This is a genomic window from Flavobacterium sp. 102 (genome assembly GCF_003634615.1).
In the GTDB taxonomy this organism is placed as follows: domain Bacteria; phylum Bacteroidota; class Bacteroidia; order Flavobacteriales; family Flavobacteriaceae; genus Flavobacterium.
Window position 1 is genome coordinate 320,709 of sequence record NZ_RBKX01000001.1, and the last position, 19,481, is coordinate 340,189.

Annotated in this window: 15 protein-coding genes; 12 read left to right on the plus strand and 3 right to left on the minus strand. The window is 36.7% G+C overall.

Going from position 1 to position 19,481, the window contains the following annotated elements; translation table 11 throughout:
- Nucleotides 1-7: 7 nt before the first annotated feature.
- Nucleotides 8-1,276, minus strand: a complete 1,269-nt coding sequence (locus C8C84_RS01485; protein ID WP_121311839.1) for an acetyl-CoA hydrolase/transferase family protein — start codon at nucleotides 1,274-1,276, stop codon at nucleotides 8-10.
- Between the two features lie 146 nt (nucleotides 1,277-1,422).
- Between C8C84_RS01485 and C8C84_RS01490 the strand changes: the two genes are divergently transcribed.
- From C8C84_RS01490 to C8C84_RS01520, 7 genes are all read left to right on the plus strand, one after another.
- Complete coding sequence (locus C8C84_RS01490) at nucleotides 1,423-2,097, plus strand: TetR/AcrR family transcriptional regulator (protein ID WP_121311840.1); 675 nt, start codon at nucleotides 1,423-1,425, stop codon at nucleotides 2,095-2,097.
- 2 nt (nucleotides 2,098-2,099) lie between these two features.
- Nucleotides 2,100-3,764, plus strand: a complete 1,665-nt coding sequence (locus C8C84_RS01495; RefSeq protein WP_121311841.1) for a peptidase domain-containing ABC transporter — start codon at nucleotides 2,100-2,102, stop codon at nucleotides 3,762-3,764.
- Nucleotides 3,765-3,769: 5 nt separating this feature from the next.
- Entirely contained in the window at nucleotides 3,770-5,116 is a 1,347-nt protein-coding gene (locus tag C8C84_RS01500; RefSeq protein ID WP_121311842.1) for an HlyD family secretion protein, read from the plus strand.
- Nucleotides 5,116-6,501: a TolC family protein gene (locus tag C8C84_RS01505; protein WP_121314936.1), complete on the plus strand. Its 1,386-nt coding sequence runs from the start codon at nucleotides 5,116-5,118 to the stop codon at nucleotides 6,499-6,501. Before C8C84_RS01500 ends, C8C84_RS01505 begins: the two co-directional genes overlap by 1 nt.
- Nucleotides 6,502-6,576: 75 nt before the next feature.
- Nucleotides 6,577-7,395, plus strand: coding sequence for a type I methionyl aminopeptidase (gene map / locus C8C84_RS01510; protein WP_121311843.1), 819 nt, complete (start codon nucleotides 6,577-6,579; stop codon nucleotides 7,393-7,395).
- Nucleotides 7,396-7,440: 45 nt separating this feature from the next.
- The gene (locus C8C84_RS01515; RefSeq protein ID WP_121311844.1) at nucleotides 7,441-7,818 is read left to right on the plus strand and encodes a GxxExxY protein; all 378 of its coding nucleotides are present in this window, start codon (nucleotides 7,441-7,443) and stop codon (nucleotides 7,816-7,818) included.
- Between the two features lie 48 nt (nucleotides 7,819-7,866).
- Nucleotides 7,867-8,637 (plus strand): class I SAM-dependent methyltransferase, encoded by a 771-nt coding sequence (locus tag C8C84_RS01520; protein WP_121311845.1) that lies wholly within the window; start codon nucleotides 7,867-7,869, stop codon nucleotides 8,635-8,637.
- A 54-nt stretch (nucleotides 8,638-8,691) separates the two neighbouring features.
- Here C8C84_RS01520 and C8C84_RS01525 read toward each other — a convergent pair whose 3' ends face one another.
- The gene (locus C8C84_RS01525) at nucleotides 8,692-11,496 is read right to left on the minus strand and encodes a pitrilysin family protein (protein ID WP_121311846.1); all 2,805 of its coding nucleotides are present in this window, start codon (nucleotides 11,494-11,496) and stop codon (nucleotides 8,692-8,694) included.
- A 188-nt stretch (nucleotides 11,497-11,684) separates the two neighbouring features.
- Between C8C84_RS01525 and C8C84_RS01530 the strand changes: the two genes are divergently transcribed.
- The 4 genes from C8C84_RS01530 to C8C84_RS01545 all read left to right on the plus strand — a co-directional run bounded on the left by C8C84_RS01530 (nucleotide 11,685) and on the right by C8C84_RS01545 (nucleotide 17,564).
- Nucleotides 11,685-12,938 (plus strand): DUF5103 domain-containing protein, encoded by a 1,254-nt coding sequence (locus tag C8C84_RS01530; RefSeq protein ID WP_121314937.1) that lies wholly within the window; start codon nucleotides 11,685-11,687, stop codon nucleotides 12,936-12,938.
- Between the two features lie 73 nt (nucleotides 12,939-13,011).
- Nucleotides 13,012-13,398 carry a Co2+/Mg2+ efflux protein ApaG gene (gene apaG, locus C8C84_RS01535; RefSeq protein WP_121311847.1) on the plus strand — a complete coding sequence of 129 codons (387 nt, stop codon included), beginning with the start codon at nucleotides 13,012-13,014 and terminating at the stop codon, nucleotides 13,396-13,398.
- 122 nt (nucleotides 13,399-13,520) lie between these two features.
- Complete coding sequence (gene pruA / locus C8C84_RS01540; RefSeq protein WP_121311848.1) at nucleotides 13,521-15,149, plus strand: L-glutamate gamma-semialdehyde dehydrogenase; 1,629 nt, start codon at nucleotides 13,521-13,523, stop codon at nucleotides 15,147-15,149.
- Between the two features lie 120 nt (nucleotides 15,150-15,269).
- A complete protein-coding gene (locus tag C8C84_RS01545) occupies nucleotides 15,270-17,564 on the plus strand; it encodes a T9SS type A sorting domain-containing protein (RefSeq protein WP_121311849.1) in 2,295 nt (764 codons plus the stop codon).
- A 29-nt stretch (nucleotides 17,565-17,593) separates the two neighbouring features.
- Here the strand turns inward: C8C84_RS01545 and rsmG are convergent, their stop codons facing one another.
- Nucleotides 17,594-18,223, minus strand: coding sequence for a 16S rRNA (guanine(527)-N(7))-methyltransferase RsmG (gene rsmG / locus C8C84_RS01550; RefSeq protein WP_121311850.1), 630 nt, complete (start codon nucleotides 18,221-18,223; stop codon nucleotides 17,594-17,596).
- Between the two features lie 107 nt (nucleotides 18,224-18,330).
- On the opposite strand from rsmG, the gene C8C84_RS01555 reads away from it, so the two are divergent.
- Nucleotides 18,331-19,425: an acyl-CoA desaturase gene (locus C8C84_RS01555; protein ID WP_121311851.1), complete on the plus strand. Its 1,095-nt coding sequence runs from the start codon at nucleotides 18,331-18,333 to the stop codon at nucleotides 19,423-19,425.
- Nucleotides 19,426-19,481 lie beyond the last annotated feature (56 nt).

Here is a 19,481-nt window from a genome sequence, read left to right on the forward strand (position 1 = left end):
GGCTTTTTTATTTCAACAGTTCATAATAACTTCTTTCAATACTTTCCTGATGCGTTGGATGCGCAATTCGCACCATTTCGTTGAGTCTTTGTTTTAAAGTTTTGCCATACAAGTCAGCGATGCCGTTTTCGGTGATGATGTATTGCACGTGGGAACGGGTTGAGACAACACCGGCACCTTGCTTTAAATAAGGCACAATTCTGCTTTCGCCTCTTTTAGTTATGGATGGTAAGGCAATAATGGCTTTTCCACCTTCGCTTAAAGACGCGCCACGAATGAAATCCATTTGACCACCAACACCGGAATACATTTTAGCACCAATAGAATCGGCACAAACTTGTCCGGTAACATCTACTTCAATAGCAGAATTGATAGCTACCATTTTTGGATTTTTACGAATTCGAGCCGTATCGTTCACCATCGAAGATTCCTTCATTTCTATAAACGGATTGTCATTGACAAAGTCATACAAGCGCTTGGAACCAATTAAGAAAGTGGCTAAAACTCTGCCGCGCAAGGTGCCTTTATAATTACAATTAATAACATCGCTCTCAATCAAATCGATCACGCCATCGGAAAACATTTCGGTGTGCAAACCTAAATCTTTGTGGTTAGTCAATTTACTTAATGCCGCATTCGGAATCGAGCCGATACCCATTTGCAAAGTACTTCGATCTTCAATTAATGAAGCGACATACTCACCTATTTTTTCTTCTTCTTTGGAAAAAGGGGTTGGCGCGTGACCAAAAATCGGTTCGTTAACTTCTACCAAATAATCAATTTCAGACACATGAAGAATACCATCACCAAAAGTTCTCGGCATTTGCGGATTGACTTGGGCAATGACAATTTTGGCATTTTCAATCGCTGCCACAGTTGCTTCTACGGAAACCCCTAACGAACAATATCCGTGTTTATCGGGCAGCGAAACATGGATGAAAGCCACATCAATCAGCAATACCTTTTTGCGAAACAAATGCGGCAACTCACTCAAAAAAACCGGTGTGTAAGAACCGTTTCCGGCTGATAAAGTATGGCGAACATTGGCGCCAATAAAAAACGAATTCACATGAAAGCTATCTACCAACTCAGGGTTGGCATAAGGTGCCGGACCTTCTGTGTGCAAGTGACAAACCTCAACATTGCGAAGCTCTGAAGCTCTGTCGGCTAGTGCTTTGGTTAAAATGGTCGGTGTAGCAGCAGCCGCTTGAACGTAAACCCTATCGTTTGATTTTACTACTTTGACTGCTTCTGCAGCCGTAACATATTTGCTCATAACTTAAAATTTTGCTCAAAATTATATTGGAAACCTGTATAAAAATATGACATTTCTCATGAGACAACCATCAAATTATTATAAATAAAAGTTAAAATTTCATTTTCAATAGTATTACTATTATTTTTGCCTAAAATATTATCAACATGAACTCTATACTTTCTAACATAAAAATTCAAGTAAACGAAAAGATTTACGTGAAAGACCCGGAAACTTCAACCCTTGGAAAGAAAATTATCCAAGAAAGCATCGTCCTGATTGACGAGATTGGATTTGAAGTTTTCACCTTTAAAAAACTAGGCGAAAGAATTAATTCCAATGAGAGTTCAATTTATCGCTATTTTGAAAGCAAACACAAACTTTTAGTTTACTTGTCCTCTTGGTATTGGGGATGGATGGAATACCGATTGGTGTTTTCTACTTCTAACATAGTCGACCCGATGGAGAAACTCAAAAGAGCCATAACTATGGTTACCGAAAAAATTGAAGACGATTCAACCACGCTTCACATCAATGAATCGATTTTGAATAAAATCATCATTGCCGAATTTACCAAAACTTTTTTGACCAAAGAGGTGGATGAAGAAAACAGAGAAGGCTTCTTTTTAGTTTACAAAAGAGTGATTAACCGAATCATTGAAATTATTCAAGAAGTGAATCCGGAGTATGGTTATGCTAAAAGCCTCGCTTCTTCTATTGTAGAAGGTTCGCTCCACCAACACTTTTTAAAAGACCATTTGAAAACCATTACCAATTGTAACGAAAACAATTCACCAACTCAATTTTACATTGATTTGGCCCAAAAAACTTTAAGCAAATAACTATGGCACTAACTGCGTCTCAAAGATTAATCAACCTATTAAAACTAGACCGAAAAGACATTTCTCAGGTATTTTTTTACGCCATTTTCGCCGGATTAGTGAGTTTGTCTCTACCATTGGGCATCCAAGCGATTATCAACCTCATTCAATCGGGTAGAGTAAGTGTTTCTTGGATCGTTTTAGTATTTATCGTTATTGCCGGAGTGGCATTGGTAGGGATTTTATCCTTAATGCAGTTGCGTATCACAGAGAATTTGCAACAAAAAATATTTATCCGTTCTTCTTTTGAATTTGGTTTCCGTTTGCCTAGAATCAAAACCGATGCATTGCACAACCAATATCCACCCGAATTGGCCAACCGGTTTTTTGACACGTTAACCATACAAAAAGGCGCATCCAAATTATTGATTGACTTTTCTTCAGCGTTGTTACAAATTGCTTTCGGTATTATATTGCTGTCGCTTTATCATCCGTTTTTTATCTTCTTTGGCATTTTCCTGATTGTTTTATTGTATGTAATCTTTAGATTTTCTTATAATTCCGGTTTATCGAGCAGCTTAAAAGAATCTAAATACAAGTACAAAGTGGTGAGCTGGCTACAAGAAATGGCCCGAAACAATTTCAGTTTTAAAAAATCTTCCAACTTCGATTTTGCGTTGACTAAAAATGACCGATTGGTTTCAGAATACTTGGCTTATCGGGAAAGACATTTTGGCGTAATCAAAAGACAATTCACTCAATTGATTGTTTTTAAAATCATCATTACTGCCGGTTTACTATTGATTGGTGGTTATTTGGTATTGAACCAAAAAATGAATATCGGTCAGTTCGTAGCAGCAGAAATCATCATATTATTGGTCATCAATTCGGTAGAAAAAATCATTATCGGTTTAGAAACGCTTTATGATGTTTTGACAGCCGTGGAGAAAATTGGCCAGATAACCGATTTAGAAATTGAAGAAACTAGCACAAAGGCGGCAGATTACTGTTATACCAATATTCAATTGGCGGCAGAAAATCTGAGTTACAAATTTCCCGATGCCAATGATTATGTCTTGGAAAAAATAAACCTAACCATCGAACAATCAGAGAAAATATATTTAGAAGGATTAAACGGTTCCGGCAAAACAACACTGATTCGAATACTTTCCGGATTGTTACAACCTACTTCCGGTTCGTTATACATTAATGATGATACTTACCGAAAAATTGATTTGGAACAATACCGCTCACAAATCAGCACCATTATCATTGGTGAAACACCGTTTGAAGGGACAATTTTAGAAAACATCACTTTCAACAATCCGTTGATTTCTCAAGAAGATTTGAAATGGGCAATTGAAAGTGTGAACTTGGGTGATTTTATCAAGTCTTTACCCAAAGGTTTGGATACCAAAATTTATCCCGAAGGTAAACAACTGTCATCGTCAAATGCTCAAAAAGTTCTTTTGGCACGTAGCATTATCAACCGACCTAAAATTCTATTTTACGAAGATGCTTTAGATAAAATGGACACTGATGCCGCTGAGGAAGTTATCAATTTTATCACTTCTAAAGAGAACAAATGGACGTTAATCGTTTCTTCTAAAAATGAGTATTGGAAAGAAAAATGTTCACGTAAAATTACCATGAGCGAAGGAAAAATCATTAAAGACACCAAACAATAACTAAGATGCTGAACATTTCAAACAACAACCGAATTGGCGATAGCATAGAAAAATACAGCACTTTTAAAACGCTGAGCAACCGACCACATTACAAAATTTTGAATAAAATAATTGTGGGCGTTTCTCTCTTGGGTTTATTAATATTGTTTTTGCCATGGACACAAAACATCTCCGGAACCGGTGCCGTTACTACTTTAAAACCCGACCAAAGACCGCAAACTATTCATTCTGCCATAGCCGGAAGAATTGAAAAATGGTATGTCAAAGAAGGTGATTTTGTGCAAAAAGGCGATACCATTCTTTTTATTTCGGAAACCAAAGAAGATTACCTTGATCCCAACTTGGTCAAAAACACCGAAAGCCAACTCAAAGCGAAAGAACAAGCCGGAAAATCTTATGGCGGAAAAGTAACTTCGCTCGAAGCGCAAATTGCTGCCATTCAAAGCGAACGCCAATTAAAATTGCAACAAGCCCAAAATAAAATCAAGCAATCAAGGTTAAAAGTCAAAAGCGACAGTATGGATTTGGTTGCCGTGAGAACCCAAATTAAAATCGCGACCACACAATTCAATCGTTCGGTAGCTTTAAACAAAGAAGGTTTAAAACCCATGACCGATGTAGAAGAAAAACGCTTGAAATTACAAGAAACCGAGGCCAAAATCATCACCCAAGAAAACAAATTTTTAGCCAGTGAAAACGAGTTGATCAACGCCAAAGTAGAAATCAATCGCCTCATCGCAGAATACAACGAAAAAGAACAAAAAGCCCGAAGCGACCAATACACAGCACTTAGCAGTCAGTATGACACGGAAGCACAAGTCAACAAACTCAAAAACCAATACACCAATTACCAAATACGAAACGGCATGTATTACATCAAAGCGCCACAAAGCGGTTATGTCAATCGAGCACTGCAATCGGGTATTGGTGAAACGATTAAAGAAGGCACGCAAATCGTCAGTATCATGCCGGCGAAATATGATATTGCGGTTGAAACTTTTGTTACACCAACCGACTTACCGCTATTGCATAAAGGGGAAAAAGTGAGAATTTGGTTCGACGGTTGGCCTACCATCGTTTTTTCGGGTTGGCCCAATATGTCTTACGGCACTTTTGGCGGAAAAATTGTAGCTATCGAAAATTTTATCAGCGATAACGGAAAATTCAGAGTCTTAATTGCTCCTGATGAAAATGATATTCCTTGGCCAAAACAAATCAGTATCGGTTCCGGAGCGCAAACTCTGGCGTTGTTAGACAATGTTCCGGTTTGGTTTGAAATTTGGCGAACACTAAACGGTTTTCCACCGAATTATTACCAACCAAAAAACAACCTTCAAAAAGACAAAAAGTAATGAAATTAATCGTTTTAAGCTTTTTATTTTTCGGGATGTCGGTTTGGAGTCAAAACGCCTCTAAAGAACTCACCTATAATGAGTATTTAGGTTTTGTTAAAAAATACCATCCCTTGGTAAAAAGCGCTAATTTAGAACTCAATCAGGCGCAAGCCAATTTGATGATGGCGCGAGGTGGCTTTGATCCTAAAATTGAAGTCGATTTTGAACAGAAAAAATTCAAAGACAACGAATATTATTCGATACTGAACAGCAGTTTCAAAATTCCGACTTGGTATGGCGTAGAAATCAAAGCCGGATTTGACAATAACGATGGTATTTATTTGAATCCTGAAAATACGGTTCCGAATCAAGGATTGACTTCATTGGGCATTTCAATTCCATTGGGTCAAGGATTGTTTATTAACCAACGTATGGCCGATTTGCGAAAAGCCAAAATCCAACTCAATTTAAGTCAGGCCGAAAGAAATTTAATGGCGGTTTCAGTTTTGTATGATGCTTCGGTGGCTTATTTCAACTGGAAGCGAAATTTTAACGAAGTTACCTTGTATCAAAATTATTTGACCAATGCCGAAGTCCGTTACAACGGAATCACAAAATCCATCGAACAAGGAGATAAACCGGCGATTGACAGTGTTGAAGCCGGAATCATCGTAAGAAACAGAAAGTTGAGTTTAGAAGAATCCCGCTTGAAATTGGCGAAAGCCCAATTGGAATTGTCTAACTTCCTTTGGCTGGAAAACAACTTGCCTCTCGAATTGCAGGACGATATTGTTCCTGAGGAAAATTTGGCCGCGACCATCAAAGAAACCTTGCGTACTAACGATTTGATGTTGGAAAATCCATCCTTAGAAAACCATCCCAAAATCAATGCCTTGGAAAACAAAATCGAAATGCTTGAAGTAGAACGAAAACTCAAAGCCAATATGCTTCTGCCGAAAATAGATTTGGGTTATTCCTATTTATCCGAACCGAGTTATTTTGACAATTACCGATTTCAGGATTACAAAGTCGGCTTGAACTTTTCTTTTCCCGTGTTTTTACGAAAAGAACGCGGAAGTTTAGAATTAGCTAAATACAAATTACAAGAAGTGAAATTCGATTTGGATCTGGAACGAGTTCAATTGAAAAACAAAATAAAAGCGCAACAAACCGAAATAGCTTCATTAGAAAGACAACAACAGTTAATCGAAAGTCTAGTGAACGATTACAGTACAATGTTGTCTTCTGAAGAACGACTATTTTCTTTTGGCGAAAGCTCTATCTTTTTAATCAATACACGCGAAAACAACTTGGTTGCCGCTCAGTTATCAAAATTACAATTAGAGAATCGCTTTTTGGATTCGAATGCCACTTTGTTTAAAATCATGGCCAATCCTGAGTAAGTATGGCTAAAATAATTACTTTTGCAAACTCATTCGAGGTCATAGACCAATCGGAAAGAAGTTAAATTACAGTACATGATTATCCAAAAAACAAGAGAAGAAATTGAATTGATGCGCGAAAGTGCCTTAATTGTTTCCAAAACCTTAGGCATGATAGCCTCCGAAATCAAACCCGGAGTAACCACTTTATATTTAGACAAATTGGCGGAAGCCTTCATCAGAGACCACGGTGCTGAACCGGGATTTCTGGGCATGTATGGTTTTCCGAATTCACTTTGCATGAGTCCGAATGCGCAAGTTGTTCACGGCATTCCTAACAATGTTCCTTTGCAAGAAGGCGATGTAATTTCGGTAGATTGCGGTGCGTTGAAAAACGGATTTTATGGAGACCACGCCTATTCTTTTGAAATTGGTGAAGTTGCGCCAGATGTTAAGAAATTATTGCAAGTCACCAAAGAAAGTCTGTACGTTGGGATTCGTGAATTCAAAATCGGAAACCGTGTAGAAGATGTTGGGAACGCGATTCAAAAATATACCGAAGCGCATGGTTATGGGGTAGTTCGCGAATTAGTCGGACATGGTTTGGGTCAAAAGATGCATGAAGACCCGGAAATGCCGAATTACGGTAAACGCGGTCGCGGAAAATTATTTGTAGAAGGAATGGTGGTTGCCATTGAACCGATGATTAATATGGGAACCAAAAATATCAAACAACTCAAAGACGGATGGACAATCCTAACTGCTGATGGAAAACCAAGCGCGCATTTCGAACATGACGTAGCTTTGATTGACGGCAAACCTGAATTGCTTTCGACATTCGCTTACATTTATAAAGCTTTGGGCATTGTGAGTAATGAAGAAGATGAGTTTAGGAAACAGCCTTTGGCACTATAAGCTATAACACGGAGATACACAAAGAAGACGCAGAGATACACAAAGATGGAAATAAACGAATTGACATATAAAGTTATTGGTTTAGCTATTGAAGTTCATAAAGAACTTGGTCCCGGGTTACTAGAGTCTGCTTATCAGGAATGTCTTTTTTATGAGTTGAAAAATGCCGGATTACAAGTTGAGAAGGAAAAATCATTACCTATCGTTTACAAAGAAGTAAAACTAGACCATGGTTACCGAATTGATTTATTGATTGAGAACTCATTAGTCATCGAAATCAAAACAGTAGAGAACTTTACTGACGTTCATTTTGCCCAAGTATTAACTTATCTCAAATTAGGAAATTATCCTATTGGACTGCTAATGAATTTTGACAGTAAGATTCTGAAAAACAACATTAAACGATTTATTAACAACAATTAAATTCTCTGTGATCCTTTGCGATACTCTGCGAATCTTTGTGAAACAACCATGAAAAAAATATTCAAGTTTATCTTAAATACCATTCCAAGACCAATCCTAATTCGTTTGAGTATTGTGGTTCGTCCCATTTTAGCTTTTTTGTTAAAAGGAAGCCGATTCACTGATCCGATTGATGGGAAAAGTTTCCGCATGTTTTTGCCTTATGGTTATGGAAATCAAAGAAACAACGTTTTGTCACCGAGTACACTTTCGTTAGAAAGACACCGTTTGCTTTGGTTGTATTTGCAAAATGAAACTGATTTTTTTACGGCAACCACCAAGAAAAAAGTATTGCACTTTGCGCCGGAACAAGAATTTTACAAGCGTTTCAAAAAACAAACCAATATCGATTATACTACAACCGATTTACTTTCGCCATTAGCGGATGTGAAAGCGGATATTTGCAACTTGCCTTTTGAGGACAATGCGTATGACTTAATTCTTTGCAACCACGTTTTAGAACACATTCCGGATGATACTAAAGCCATGCAGGAATTATACAGAGTTTTAAAACCGGGCGGAATGGGAATCTTTCAAATTCCACAAGATTTATCGAGAGCGACGACTTTTTCAGATGATTCAATTGTAGATCAAAAAGAGCGCGCTAAGATTTTCGGGCAATATGACCACGTTAGAGTTTATGGTCGAGATTATTTTGACAAACTGAGAAGCATCGGCTTTACTGTAATCGAAGAAGATTACACTAACAAAATTGCTCCTGAATTGGTCGAGAAATATTGTTTGGCCAAAGGCGAGATTATTCCGGTTTGCTTTAAATAAAAAAACCACCATACTTTTCAGCATGATGGCTTTTCAGGCATAATTCAACGAAAATTATTCCGGCATTAAAATTCCGATAGTTTTATCTTTTGTTAAGTATTTCTTCGCAACCTCCTGAATTTCTTTAGCAGTTACCGCTTTTACCTTCTCAGAAGCCATTAAAATCTCATCCGGGCTTGAACCATTCATAAAAGATCTGGTGAAATTGGTCATCCAATAACGGTTTTCTTTAATCTTCTTTTTATAGTCTAAAGCCTCAGCTTCTTTGTATTTATTTACATCTTTTTCTTCCGGTCCGTTTTTGATGATTTTATCTAACTCCGCCAAAGCCGAAGCAGTCAATTTCTCAGCATTCTCCGGTCCGCAAGGGAAACCAATATTGAAATTATAGGAGCCATTCGGCACTTTATTCATGCTTCCCCGAGCACTTACACCATAAACACCACTTTCGTTTTCTCTTAACTCTTCTATCAATTTTATACTTAAAACTTCACCCAAAGCCGTCATAGCCACTGCTTCTTTTGGGGTATAAGTGGCATCACCATAGAACATAATAGTTACGTTACTTTTTGGGTCTTTTCCTTTGTTGACTACTTTTTTGAGATTACCTTTCAACAGTCGGTAACCTAAATCTTTAGCGGTTTCTTTCGTACCGTTTGAAGGTAAGGAAGCGATATATTTTTTGGCAAAATCTTCCATGGCAGCATCATCTACATTACCTACGAAGAAAAATTCAAAATCAGCAGCATTAGCAAAACGTTCTTTGTATTTATTGTAAGCCAATTGGTAATCGGTCGTAGCCCATTTTTCAGCCGTTGGAACCAATCCGTTCCATCTTGGGTTTTCTTTATTCAAATAAGTGTAAAACTCTTGTTGGAAATAGAAATTCGGTTGCGACATCATGTTTTCTGTAAAGTTAGACTGCTTTTGCTTAAAGCCATCAAAAGCGGCTGCATCAAAGTTCAAATCTGTAAAATAGGCATGCAACATTTGGAATGCATATTCTAAATCTTTAGGTGTTGTGCTTCCCCTAAAACCTTCAGTAGTATTACTGATATAAGGCATTACATTGGCGATTTTTCCGGCCATAAACTTGTCGATATCATTTTGATCTAAGCCCGAAAAACCGGCTTCAGCTAATCCACCATTGGCAAATTGTGTTTTCTTGATTTCTTCATTCGAATACAAATTGGTACCACCAAAACTTACTGCTTCCAATAAAATTTCATCGTTTTTGAAGTCGGTTTTCTTGTAAGTTACTTTGGCACCGTTAGATAAAGTTAAAGTAGTAGCACCAATTTTATCATTGGTTTCTTTTTTGACAATTGAACCCGCTTTAACCGGATTACGCAATAAACTACTAGCTACCGCTTTGTCTTCATAAGGTTTTAAATCGTTGGCATTAACGGTTATTGCCGCCAATACTTCTTTCTCGGTTACCTTTTTAAGCCCTTCTTTTTCAGGCGAAGTAATCACAACCACTCGGTTATCATCTTTGATAAAATCTTTGATAAAGCCATTAACTTGCGCCAAATTGATACTTGATAATATTTTTTGAATATTAGCATATTCCCATTCTATTCCGGGCATTGGACTTTGATCCAAGAAGTTTGACTGACATTCCCAAACGAAATTTTCTGAATTGTTTTTGTCTCTGTCTTTGAATTGGCTTTCCGATCTGGATAAAATTTCGCTTTTGGCTCTTTCAAATTCTCCGGTAGTGAAACCAAATTTTTTCACTCTTTCATTTTCTGAAACCAATACTCTCAAAGCTTCTAATTGTTTCTTTTCGTCTATCATGGCAAAAGACTGGAAAGCTTCTTTATCACGAGCAAAAGTTCCGCCGTGATAAGTAAATCCGTAGGTAAATGGCGGTGTTGGTGAATTGGCCAATTCATTTAATCGGTTGTTGAGCATGGTTGAAAACAAGGTTTCTACCACGTGTTCTTTCAAATCGTTAATGGTTTTTTTGGGTTTTCGCACACCATAATCTTTATAAAGCAATTGAATTTGTGTTTGAGCTGCTTCTTTATCGCTCTCAATAGCTACAAAAGTTTCTTTGTGATTAGGAACTTCAAAAGTTTTTCTCGGCTTTTCGTTTTTTGGGTTTTGGTATTTTTCAAAATGGTCTTTGATTTTTTGTTCCATTGCAGCGACATCAATATCTCCAACCACAATTACGCTCATCAAATTCGGTCGGTACCAATCTTTGTAAAAACTCGTTAACTTATCATGAGTGAAGTTTTCCAAGATTTCTTTTTTACCAATAGGAAGACGATTAGCATATTGCGAGTTGTACATCATTTTTGGGATGTATTTGTCTTCCATTCTTTTATCGGCACCTAATCCAAGACGGTATTCTTCCAAAACAACGCCTCTTTCTTTGTCGATTTCTTCCGGCGTTAAATTGGCGTTGAAAGCCCAATCTTCAATAATCTGGAATCCTTTTTCCACTTTTTCAGCATCGTCTGACGGAATTGGAAGAAAATAAACCGTTTCATCAAAACCGGTGTAAGCATTTAAATGTTGACCAAATTTAACCCCGATACTTTGTAAATAATCCACCAATTGATTTTTCGGAAAACGTTTCGTTCCGTTGAAACACATGTGCTCCATAAAATGCGCCAATCCTTGTTGGTCGTCGTTTTCCAAAATAGAACCTGCATTAATGACCAGTCTTAAATCGACTTTGTTTTCAGGTTTACTATTCTTTCTGATGTAATAAGTCAGGCCATTTTTTAGGGTTCCTTTTCTCACAGCAGCATCAAAAGGAATTGCATCTGTCCCTTTTAAATCCTGCGCCAAACTTACCGCTGGGAATACTAAAAGAAACAGTACCGATTTTAAAATTTGTTTCATAAAAATTAGTTTTGTGGTTTATAAAAAATAATAACGGATAAAGATTACATTTATTGTGAAACTAATAAAATAAACACCTACAAAAATATATTTAACGAAATATTAGCGTTACTATATCTTTAGAGAAACAAACGGCACAATTCATGTATTAATAATTGTTATATTTACCATTCGAAAAAATGAAAATTATGTTTAAAAAGAGCCTACTCATTTTTATATTTATTCTTATTTCAGGAAATATTTTTTCTCAAGTCGAAAAAGAAATCGCACCACCTTACAATATCAAAACCGTTAGTTTTGTTCAAAACGGACAAAATGCGATTCCTATTTTTAGATTGGGCGATAACTTTGAAGTCCAATTTGATGACTTATATGGCAATGAAGCCAATTATTTTTATACGATAACGCATTGTGATTATGATTGGAAACCTTCACAATTAGCCAAAGCCGAGTACATCAATGGTTTTGACGACCAAAGAATTCAAGATTATACCAATTCGTTGACAACGCTTCAACTCTATTCCCATTACCGACTGTCTTTCCCCAATAGATTTACACAATTCAGAGTCAGCGGTAATTATGTTATCAAAATTTTAAACGATGATAAAGAAGTCGTTTTTACTAAAAAATTTATTCTCTATGAAGAACTGGTCAGTGTTCCGATGCAAGTCAGAAGACCCAGAAATTTGTCGGTAACCAATCAAAAACACAATTTAGATTTTGCCATAAAATCGGCTACTATAAATTTCCAAAGCCCTCTGAAGAATGTCAAAGTTTTATTATTACAAAACGGTAAATTTGACAATGCGATTACCAATATTGTTCCTCAATACACCATTGGCAACGATTTGATTTATAAATATGATGCGGAAACCCAATTTTGGGCAGGGAATGAATTTCTGTTTTTTGAAAATAAAGACATTCGTGCCGCCAATAACAGTATCGCCAAAATTGATTCAAAAGGCAATATTTACAACGCTTATCTATATCGGGCCGAAGCCAGAGCCAATATGCCTTACACTTACTATCCTGACATCAACGGTAATTTTATTGTGAAAAATATCGGGGCTCAAAACAGCGAGATTGAAGCCGATTATGCTTGGGTGTTTTTTAGCCTTTCGGCGCCAAACTATTATGGCAAAAAACCGATATATGTTAATGGTATGTTTAACAATTACGCCATCAGTGAAGAAAACAAAATGGAATACAATGCCGAAAAAGGAATTTATGAAAAAGCCATTATGATTAAGCAAGGTTTTACCAATTTCCAATATGTAATCGCAGACAGCAAAGGTGTTGTAGATGAAGAAAATGCCATCGATGGCAATTTTATCCAAACCGAAAACAATTATTTTGCCTTAGTATATTATAGAGAAAACAACCAACGATACGATAGAATTATCGGAAAAGGAATAGCCAGCTCAATCGATATAACTAACTAGAAAATTTAACACTGAATTGACGCATCAATTTGTATTTTTTGTAAATTTGACAGCGTAATAGAATGAATTCTACATGGTTTCACAAATAACAAGAGGTATAAAGATTTCGGTCTTGACTAGTTTTGAAGGTACTTACTTCAAAAACTACAAGATTCATTTTGCCTTTAGTTATGAAATCACCATCGAAAACCACAGTAAAGATTCGGTTCAATTAAATTCTCGCCATTGGGAAATCTTAGATTCGCTTAATGATAAAGAAATCGTTGACGGTGAAGGCGTGATTGGCAAAAAACCGGTTTTAAAACCCGGCGAAAAACACACTTATAATTCAGGCTGTTTACTATCTTCACCATTTGGAGCGATGAGCGGTTACTTCAACATGATTAATTTTACTTCGACAAAAACGTTTAAAGTGATTGTGCCAACATTTAAATTAAGCGCACCTTTTGCTTTGAATTAATTTTGAAATGACTTCTTGTCAAAAATTCAAATTTTCCTTTGTACTTTTGTGTCGCATTTAGAAATTCTTAAAAAAGAATCTCTTTAGCTATTCAATTGTCAAATTTTTAATCTTTCAATATCATGCCAAAAGGTTTTTTTCATGTCCCAAAAGCGGTTAATGAACCCGTAAAGTCATACGCACCAAATTCGCCCGAAAAAGCAGCTGTATTAGCGGCTTATCAAAAAATGTGGAACGAGACTATTGAGGTTCCAAATTACATAGGCACCGAAGAAATTCGCACCGGAAATACCCGAAATATGACGGCGCCTCACGACCACCAACACGTTGTGGGAAAATACCATTTAGCTGAAAAAGTACATGTAGAAAAAGCGATTGTCTCTGCTTTGGAAGCTAGAAAAAAATGGGCTAATATGGCTTGGGAACAACGTGCGGCTATCTTTTTAAAAGCGGCCGAACTAATCGCCGGACCATACCGAGCCAAAATCAACGCAGCCACTATGATTGCGCAATCCAAAACCATCTATCAAGCAGAAATTGATGCTTCTTGTGAATTGATTGACTTTTTACGCTACAACGTAGAATTCATGACACAAATTTACAACGACCAACCCAAATCAGTTTCAGACGTTTGGAACCGAGTAGAATATCGTCCGTTAGAAGGATTTGTGTATGCCATTACGCCGTTTAACTTTACAGCAATTGCTGGTAACTTACCATCATGTGCCGCGTTAATGGGAAATGTTGTCGTATGGAAACCAGCGGCAACACAAGTATATTCGGCCAATGTAATTATGCAAATTTTCAAAGAAGCCGGCTTACCGGATGGAGTCATCAATATGGTTATGGGTGATTCTGGTATGATTTCGGAAGTGTTGTTAAACAGTCCGCATTTAGCTGGTGTTCACTTCACTGGTTCAACAGAAGTATTCAATGATATTTGGGCAAAAATTGGAACCAATATCAGTAACTATAAATCGTATCCTAAAATTGTTGGAGAAACAGGCGGAAAGGATTTTATCATCGCACACCCAAGTGCCAATGTAAAACAAGTTGTAACCGGAATTGCACGTGGTGCCTTTGAATTCCAAGGACAAAAATGTTCAGCGGCTTCAAGAGGTTATATTCCACAAAGTTTATGGCCGGCAGTTAAAGACCTATTGATTACCGATGTAAAATCCATGAAAATGGGTTCACCGGAAGATATGTCCAACTTTATTACCGCAGTAATATCTGAAGCTTCATTCGACAAACTAGCTCGTTATATTGAACAAGCAAAAAAAGATGCGGATGCAGAAATTATTATTGGCGGTAACTATGATAAATCTAAAGGTTACTTCATTGAACCAACTGTGATTGTTACTACAAACCCAAAATATGCCACGATGGAAACTGAACTTTTCGGACCGGTGATGACAATTTATGTTTATGAAGATGCCAAATGGGCTGAAACTTTACGATTGGTTGACGAAACTTCAGAATATGCTTTGACCGGAGCGATTTTCAGTCAAGACAGATACGCCATTCAAGAAGCCACTTTAGCGTTACAAAACAGCGCTGGTAATTTCTATATCAATGACAAACCAACCGGAGCTGTTGTTGGAATGCAACCATTTGGTGGCGCCAGAGCTTCAGGAACGAATGACAAAGCAGGTTCAATGCAGAATTTATTGCGTTGGGTTTCTCCAAGAACCATCAAAGAAACCATGGTTACTCCGGAAGATTATCGTTATCCTTTTTTAGGCGAATAATACCGATTTTTCAATTTTGATAAAAAATCTAAAGTCCGAGTTTGTGCTCGGACTTTTTTATTCCGTTGAAAATGAATTTTTTGTATCTTCGGGTGTCAAAAAACCAACAACCTTAAAACTATGAAAAGAAAAATTACCCTTTTATTATTTTCCTTTTTTTCCATTTACACTTTTGCTCAAGACAAATCTTATGATTTATTGAAAGCCAAAACGGAAACCAATATTTTGTACGACCGCGTTTTCGGAATTTCAAATGCTTCTGAACCGAAAAATTCTGAAGTAACCACAACCTATTTCTTGCAAGCTTACCACGAAATACAGCGTGCCGATTTTTTGCAACGCTTACCAAAATTGGAAAAACTTCGTGAAGCGGCAAGTTTAGGAAAAATTCAAAATCAAGTGCCATTGGGTATTTTGATTACTGATTTTGAAAAAATTAATTCGGCCGCTACTGAAAACGGTGATTTATTTTTAGGCTCCAATAATCAATTTCAGTTGAAACCCAATGCTCAAAATGTATTTACAAAACACTCTATTAGTTTGATTTCGTCTTTGCTTCCAAAAGTAGAAAGTAACCAAGTTCATTTTGTACTGAAAAATGAATTGATTTTCAATACGACGGACAGAGTAATTCAAAATATCGCTATTCAAACTAAAGATGAAGAAACTTGGAAAACGATTTCAAGAAATAGTCCATTCAGAATTGATTTTGAAACTGCCGGAAAACAAATCGTGAATTGCAAAATTCAGTTTACCAATGGAGAAACAATCATCCAATCATTTGCAATTGAAATCGATAACCAAAACAGCGGTGTTGTCCATAGAAATTCTCAAAACAACTTCCAGCCTAATGCAACAACTTCAATCACAGCGACGATTCCGTATCAAGGTTTTGGCGAAACTGCTCCATATTTTGGACAAGGCCAATACGAAATTTTTCCGGATACCGTTGATGGCATCTTAGACAAACCGGTTTTTTTAATAGATGGTTTTGATCCTGGAGACACAAGAAATATTGCGACTATTTATGCCGGATTGAATTATGGAAGCGGACAAAATTTAGCCGACTATTTAAGATCGCAAGGATTTGATATAGTCTTGGTAAACTTCCCGACTTATACCAGACCAAATACAACGACTATTGTTGACGGTGGTGTTGATTTTATCCAAAGAAATGCTTTTATATTAGTAGAAGTAATCAATCAAATCAACGCTCAAAAAGTGGGCAATCAAAAAAATGTAGTCATTGGTCCAAGCATGGGCGGATTGATTTCAAGATACGCTTTGCGGTATATGGAAATAAACAATTTAAACCACGATACCCGTTTGTACATTTCTTTTGATTCTCCTCATCAAGGGGCGAATGTGCCAATTGGTTTCCAACATTTATTCAATTATATGGCATACGGACCATTAGGAAGTGCGGCAGTACAACCTATTGTCGACGGCTTGATTAAAAGTCCGGCGGCAAGACAAATGCTAATCGACCACATGGACGGGCATTTGCAAAGTGGAAGTGCTTTTGAATTTAACACCGCTTCAGCATCGTTAGTTCCGACCGGCGCTCCTAATTTCAGAGCAGCATTTCAAAACGAGTTAAATACTATGGGTTTCCCAACAACAGTACGAAACGTATCTATTTCAAACGGTGCGGGAAACGGAACCATGAATTATTCGCCAAATTTTGAAGTGATGAATCATACTTTTAATGTAACCTCAACACAACGAGCCATCATTAATTTGAGATTTACACCTGCCGCCAGTCAAACCAATCAAGTCAGTCGTTTTCGTGGTCAACAGTGGTTTTTTGTTTGGATTACTGGCTATGAAAGCTTAGCTGAATCAAAGTCACCTAGTGACACAGATGGTTTAGATTCGGCGCCGGGAGGAAGATTTGACATGGCAGGTTTTGAAGCGGATTTAGGCACTGATCCTTTATTAACCGAATTTTTCACCAACTTAAACGCTGATTATTTCACTTTCATTCCGACTTGGAGTTCAATGGCGATTTCAAATACGAATAATCTATATTCATCGGTAACCGGAACTTCGGTAACGCCATTTGTTGCCTCTTCTATTCCGACAGTCAATGAAAATCACGTTACTTTAAACCAAAATAATGTGACTTTTGCTTTGAATGAAATTATAAATGGTGTTTTGTCCACAAATAATCCCGCTTTGGAAACACTTTGGGTCAAAAATCCTTTGGCAGATAATATTGAAATCAATACGTCATATACTATTGAGAATGCCAATATCACTGTTACTGATATGTTAGGCAAATCCATTTACACAACTAAAAATCAAACCATCAGCGGAACTTTAGAAATCCCAGTGACATTGACCAAAGGTGTCTATTTGATTACCATTGGCAATGAAAAAGGAAGCATAACTAAGAAAATTGTAAAAAATTAAAAAAAAGCCTCTCAATCGAGAGGCTTTTTTTATGCTTTAAACTTCAAAGGCAAATGAACTACTTTTTTGGTTTCGAAGAATTCATCCTTGAAGAATTCCGCTATGTTGTATTCTGTTGCTTTCAGAAAATCTTTTAACTCTTCAGTTAAATCACCACCTTTTAAATACAGAATTCCGTTTTTCAATTCGTGTTTGTTTTGCTTTTTGATTTTGTCTTTAATCCAAGACACAAAATCGGGCATATTGGTCACGGCACGACTAATGATAAAATCATAATCTCCTTTGACATTTTCAGCACGCATTTGTTCGGCTTTAACATTTTTTAACCCCAAATCATCAGCAACAGCTTTGACAACTTTTATCTTTTTGGCAATCACATCAATCAGATAAAAACGCGTTTCCGGGAACAAAATCGCCAATGGAATTCCGGGAAATCCACCACCGGTTCCTACGTCTAAAATATAAGTTCCGGGTTCAAAAGGTTGAATTTTGGCAATAGCCAAAGAATGCAAAACGTGTTTGGTATACAATTCGTCTATATCTTTTCGGGAAATTACATTGATTTTCGCATTCCAATCTTGGTATAAAGCTTCTAATTTTTGAAACTGTAAGAGTTGATTTTCAGTAAGATTAGGAAATTGTTTGATAATTTCTTCCATAAGTTGATTTTTCAACAAAAATAGTGCTTTTGGTTAATAATTATGATTTGTTTATAATCTTTAAAAAATTATAATAATTATCTTTGGGCAAAATTTGAAATACTATAATGAATACCACAACACCCATTTTTTCTAAAACTGATAGTTTAAAATTCTTTAGAACCCTAAATTCAAGAGTAAACAACTATTTCAAAGAAAACAATCTTGACCGAACCGGAAACTGGAAACTACATTTGAAAACTTTCGTTATGTTTTCTATTTTCCTAACACCTTATTTTATTTTATTGGCAATGCAAATGCCTATTTGGGCTTACCTTTTACTTAACGTTGTAATTGGTATCGGAATGGCAGGCGTTGGAATGAACGTAATGCACGATGGTAATCACGGCGCTTATTCTTCTAAATCATGGGTCAATAAAATCATGGGCGGAAGTATCTACATTTTGGCCGGAAACGTTTACAATTGGCAAGTACAACACAATGTTTTACATCATACTTACACCAATATTTTAGGGCACGATGAAGATTTAGAAGCCGGAAGAATCATGCGTTTCACCAAAGAAGCCAAATGGTATAAATTCCATAAATTCCAACATTATTACTCTGTGTTCTTGTACGGATTATTGACTTTCAATTGGGCAATCACAACCGATTTCCTTCAAATGAAACGTTATTTGAAAAGAAACTTATCTTACGGCGAATTCAAAAAACCGGTAATTCGTTGGACTACTTTAATCATCACTAAAATCATTTATTTCTCTATTTGGATAGTAATTCCTATTGTTTTAGGCGTGACTTGGTGGAAAGTAGTTTTAGGATTTTTGGTAATGCATTACACTGCCGGAGTTATCTTAAGTGTGGTATTCCAATTAGCTCACGTAGTTGAAGAAACCGAAAACCCAATTCCGGATGAAAATGGTGAAATAGAAAATACTTGGGCAATTCACCAATTGTTTACTACTGCTAACTTCGCTCCTAAAAACTGGTTGGTTAATTATTACACCGGTGGTTTAAATCACCAAGTGGAACATCATTTATTCCCCAATATCAGTCACGTTCATTACGACAAAATTGCAGACATCGTAAAACAAACAGCTAAAGAATGTGAACTGCCTTATTACGAATTCAAAACAACCCGAGCGGCTATTGCCTCGCATTTCAAGCACTTAAGGGAATTAGGAAGACAACCTCAATTAGCATAACATAAAAACAGACGCCTTTATTGGCGTCTCTTTATTTAACACCATAACAGCAACAC

What these genes read in the sequence shown, in the direction of transcription:
- C8C84_RS01525 (WP_121311846.1), bottom strand. Translation starts at nt 11,496, where the DNA reads ATGAAACAAATTTTAAAATCGGTACTGTTTCTTTTAGTATTCCCAGCG.
- C8C84_RS01520 (WP_121311845.1), top strand. Translation starts at nt 7,867, where the DNA reads ATGAAAAAAATATTCAAGTTTATCTTAAATACCATTCCAAGACCAATC.
- C8C84_RS01555 (WP_121311851.1), top strand. Translation starts at nt 18,331, where the DNA reads ATGAATACCACAACACCCATTTTTTCTAAAACTGATAGTTTAAAATTC.
- C8C84_RS01505 (WP_121314936.1), top strand. Translation starts at nt 5,116, where the DNA reads ATGAAATTAATCGTTTTAAGCTTTTTATTTTTCGGGATGTCGGTTTGG.
- C8C84_RS01515 (WP_121311844.1), top strand. Translation starts at nt 7,441, where the DNA reads ATGGAAATAAACGAATTGACATATAAAGTTATTGGTTTAGCTATTGAA.
- C8C84_RS01490 (WP_121311840.1), top strand. Translation starts at nt 1,423, where the DNA reads ATGAACTCTATACTTTCTAACATAAAAATTCAAGTAAACGAAAAGATT.
- apaG (WP_121311847.1), top strand. Translation starts at nt 13,012, where the DNA reads ATGGTTTCACAAATAACAAGAGGTATAAAGATTTCGGTCTTGACTAGT.
- C8C84_RS01530 (WP_121314937.1), top strand. Translation starts at nt 11,685, where the DNA reads ATGTTTAAAAAGAGCCTACTCATTTTTATATTTATTCTTATTTCAGGA.
- C8C84_RS01495 (WP_121311841.1), top strand. Translation starts at nt 2,100, where the DNA reads ATGGCACTAACTGCGTCTCAAAGATTAATCAACCTATTAAAACTAGAC.
- C8C84_RS01545 (WP_121311849.1), top strand. Translation starts at nt 15,270, where the DNA reads ATGAAAAGAAAAATTACCCTTTTATTATTTTCCTTTTTTTCCATTTAC.
- rsmG (WP_121311850.1), bottom strand. Translation starts at nt 18,223, where the DNA reads ATGGAAGAAATTATCAAACAATTTCCTAATCTTACTGAAAATCAACTC.
- C8C84_RS01485 (WP_121311839.1), bottom strand. Translation starts at nt 1,276, where the DNA reads ATGAGCAAATATGTTACGGCTGCAGAAGCAGTCAAAGTAGTAAAATCA.
- pruA (WP_121311848.1), top strand. Translation starts at nt 13,521, where the DNA reads ATGCCAAAAGGTTTTTTTCATGTCCCAAAAGCGGTTAATGAACCCGTA.
- C8C84_RS01500 (WP_121311842.1), top strand. Translation starts at nt 3,770, where the DNA reads ATGCTGAACATTTCAAACAACAACCGAATTGGCGATAGCATAGAAAAA.
- map (WP_121311843.1), top strand. Translation starts at nt 6,577, where the DNA reads ATGATTATCCAAAAAACAAGAGAAGAAATTGAATTGATGCGCGAAAGT.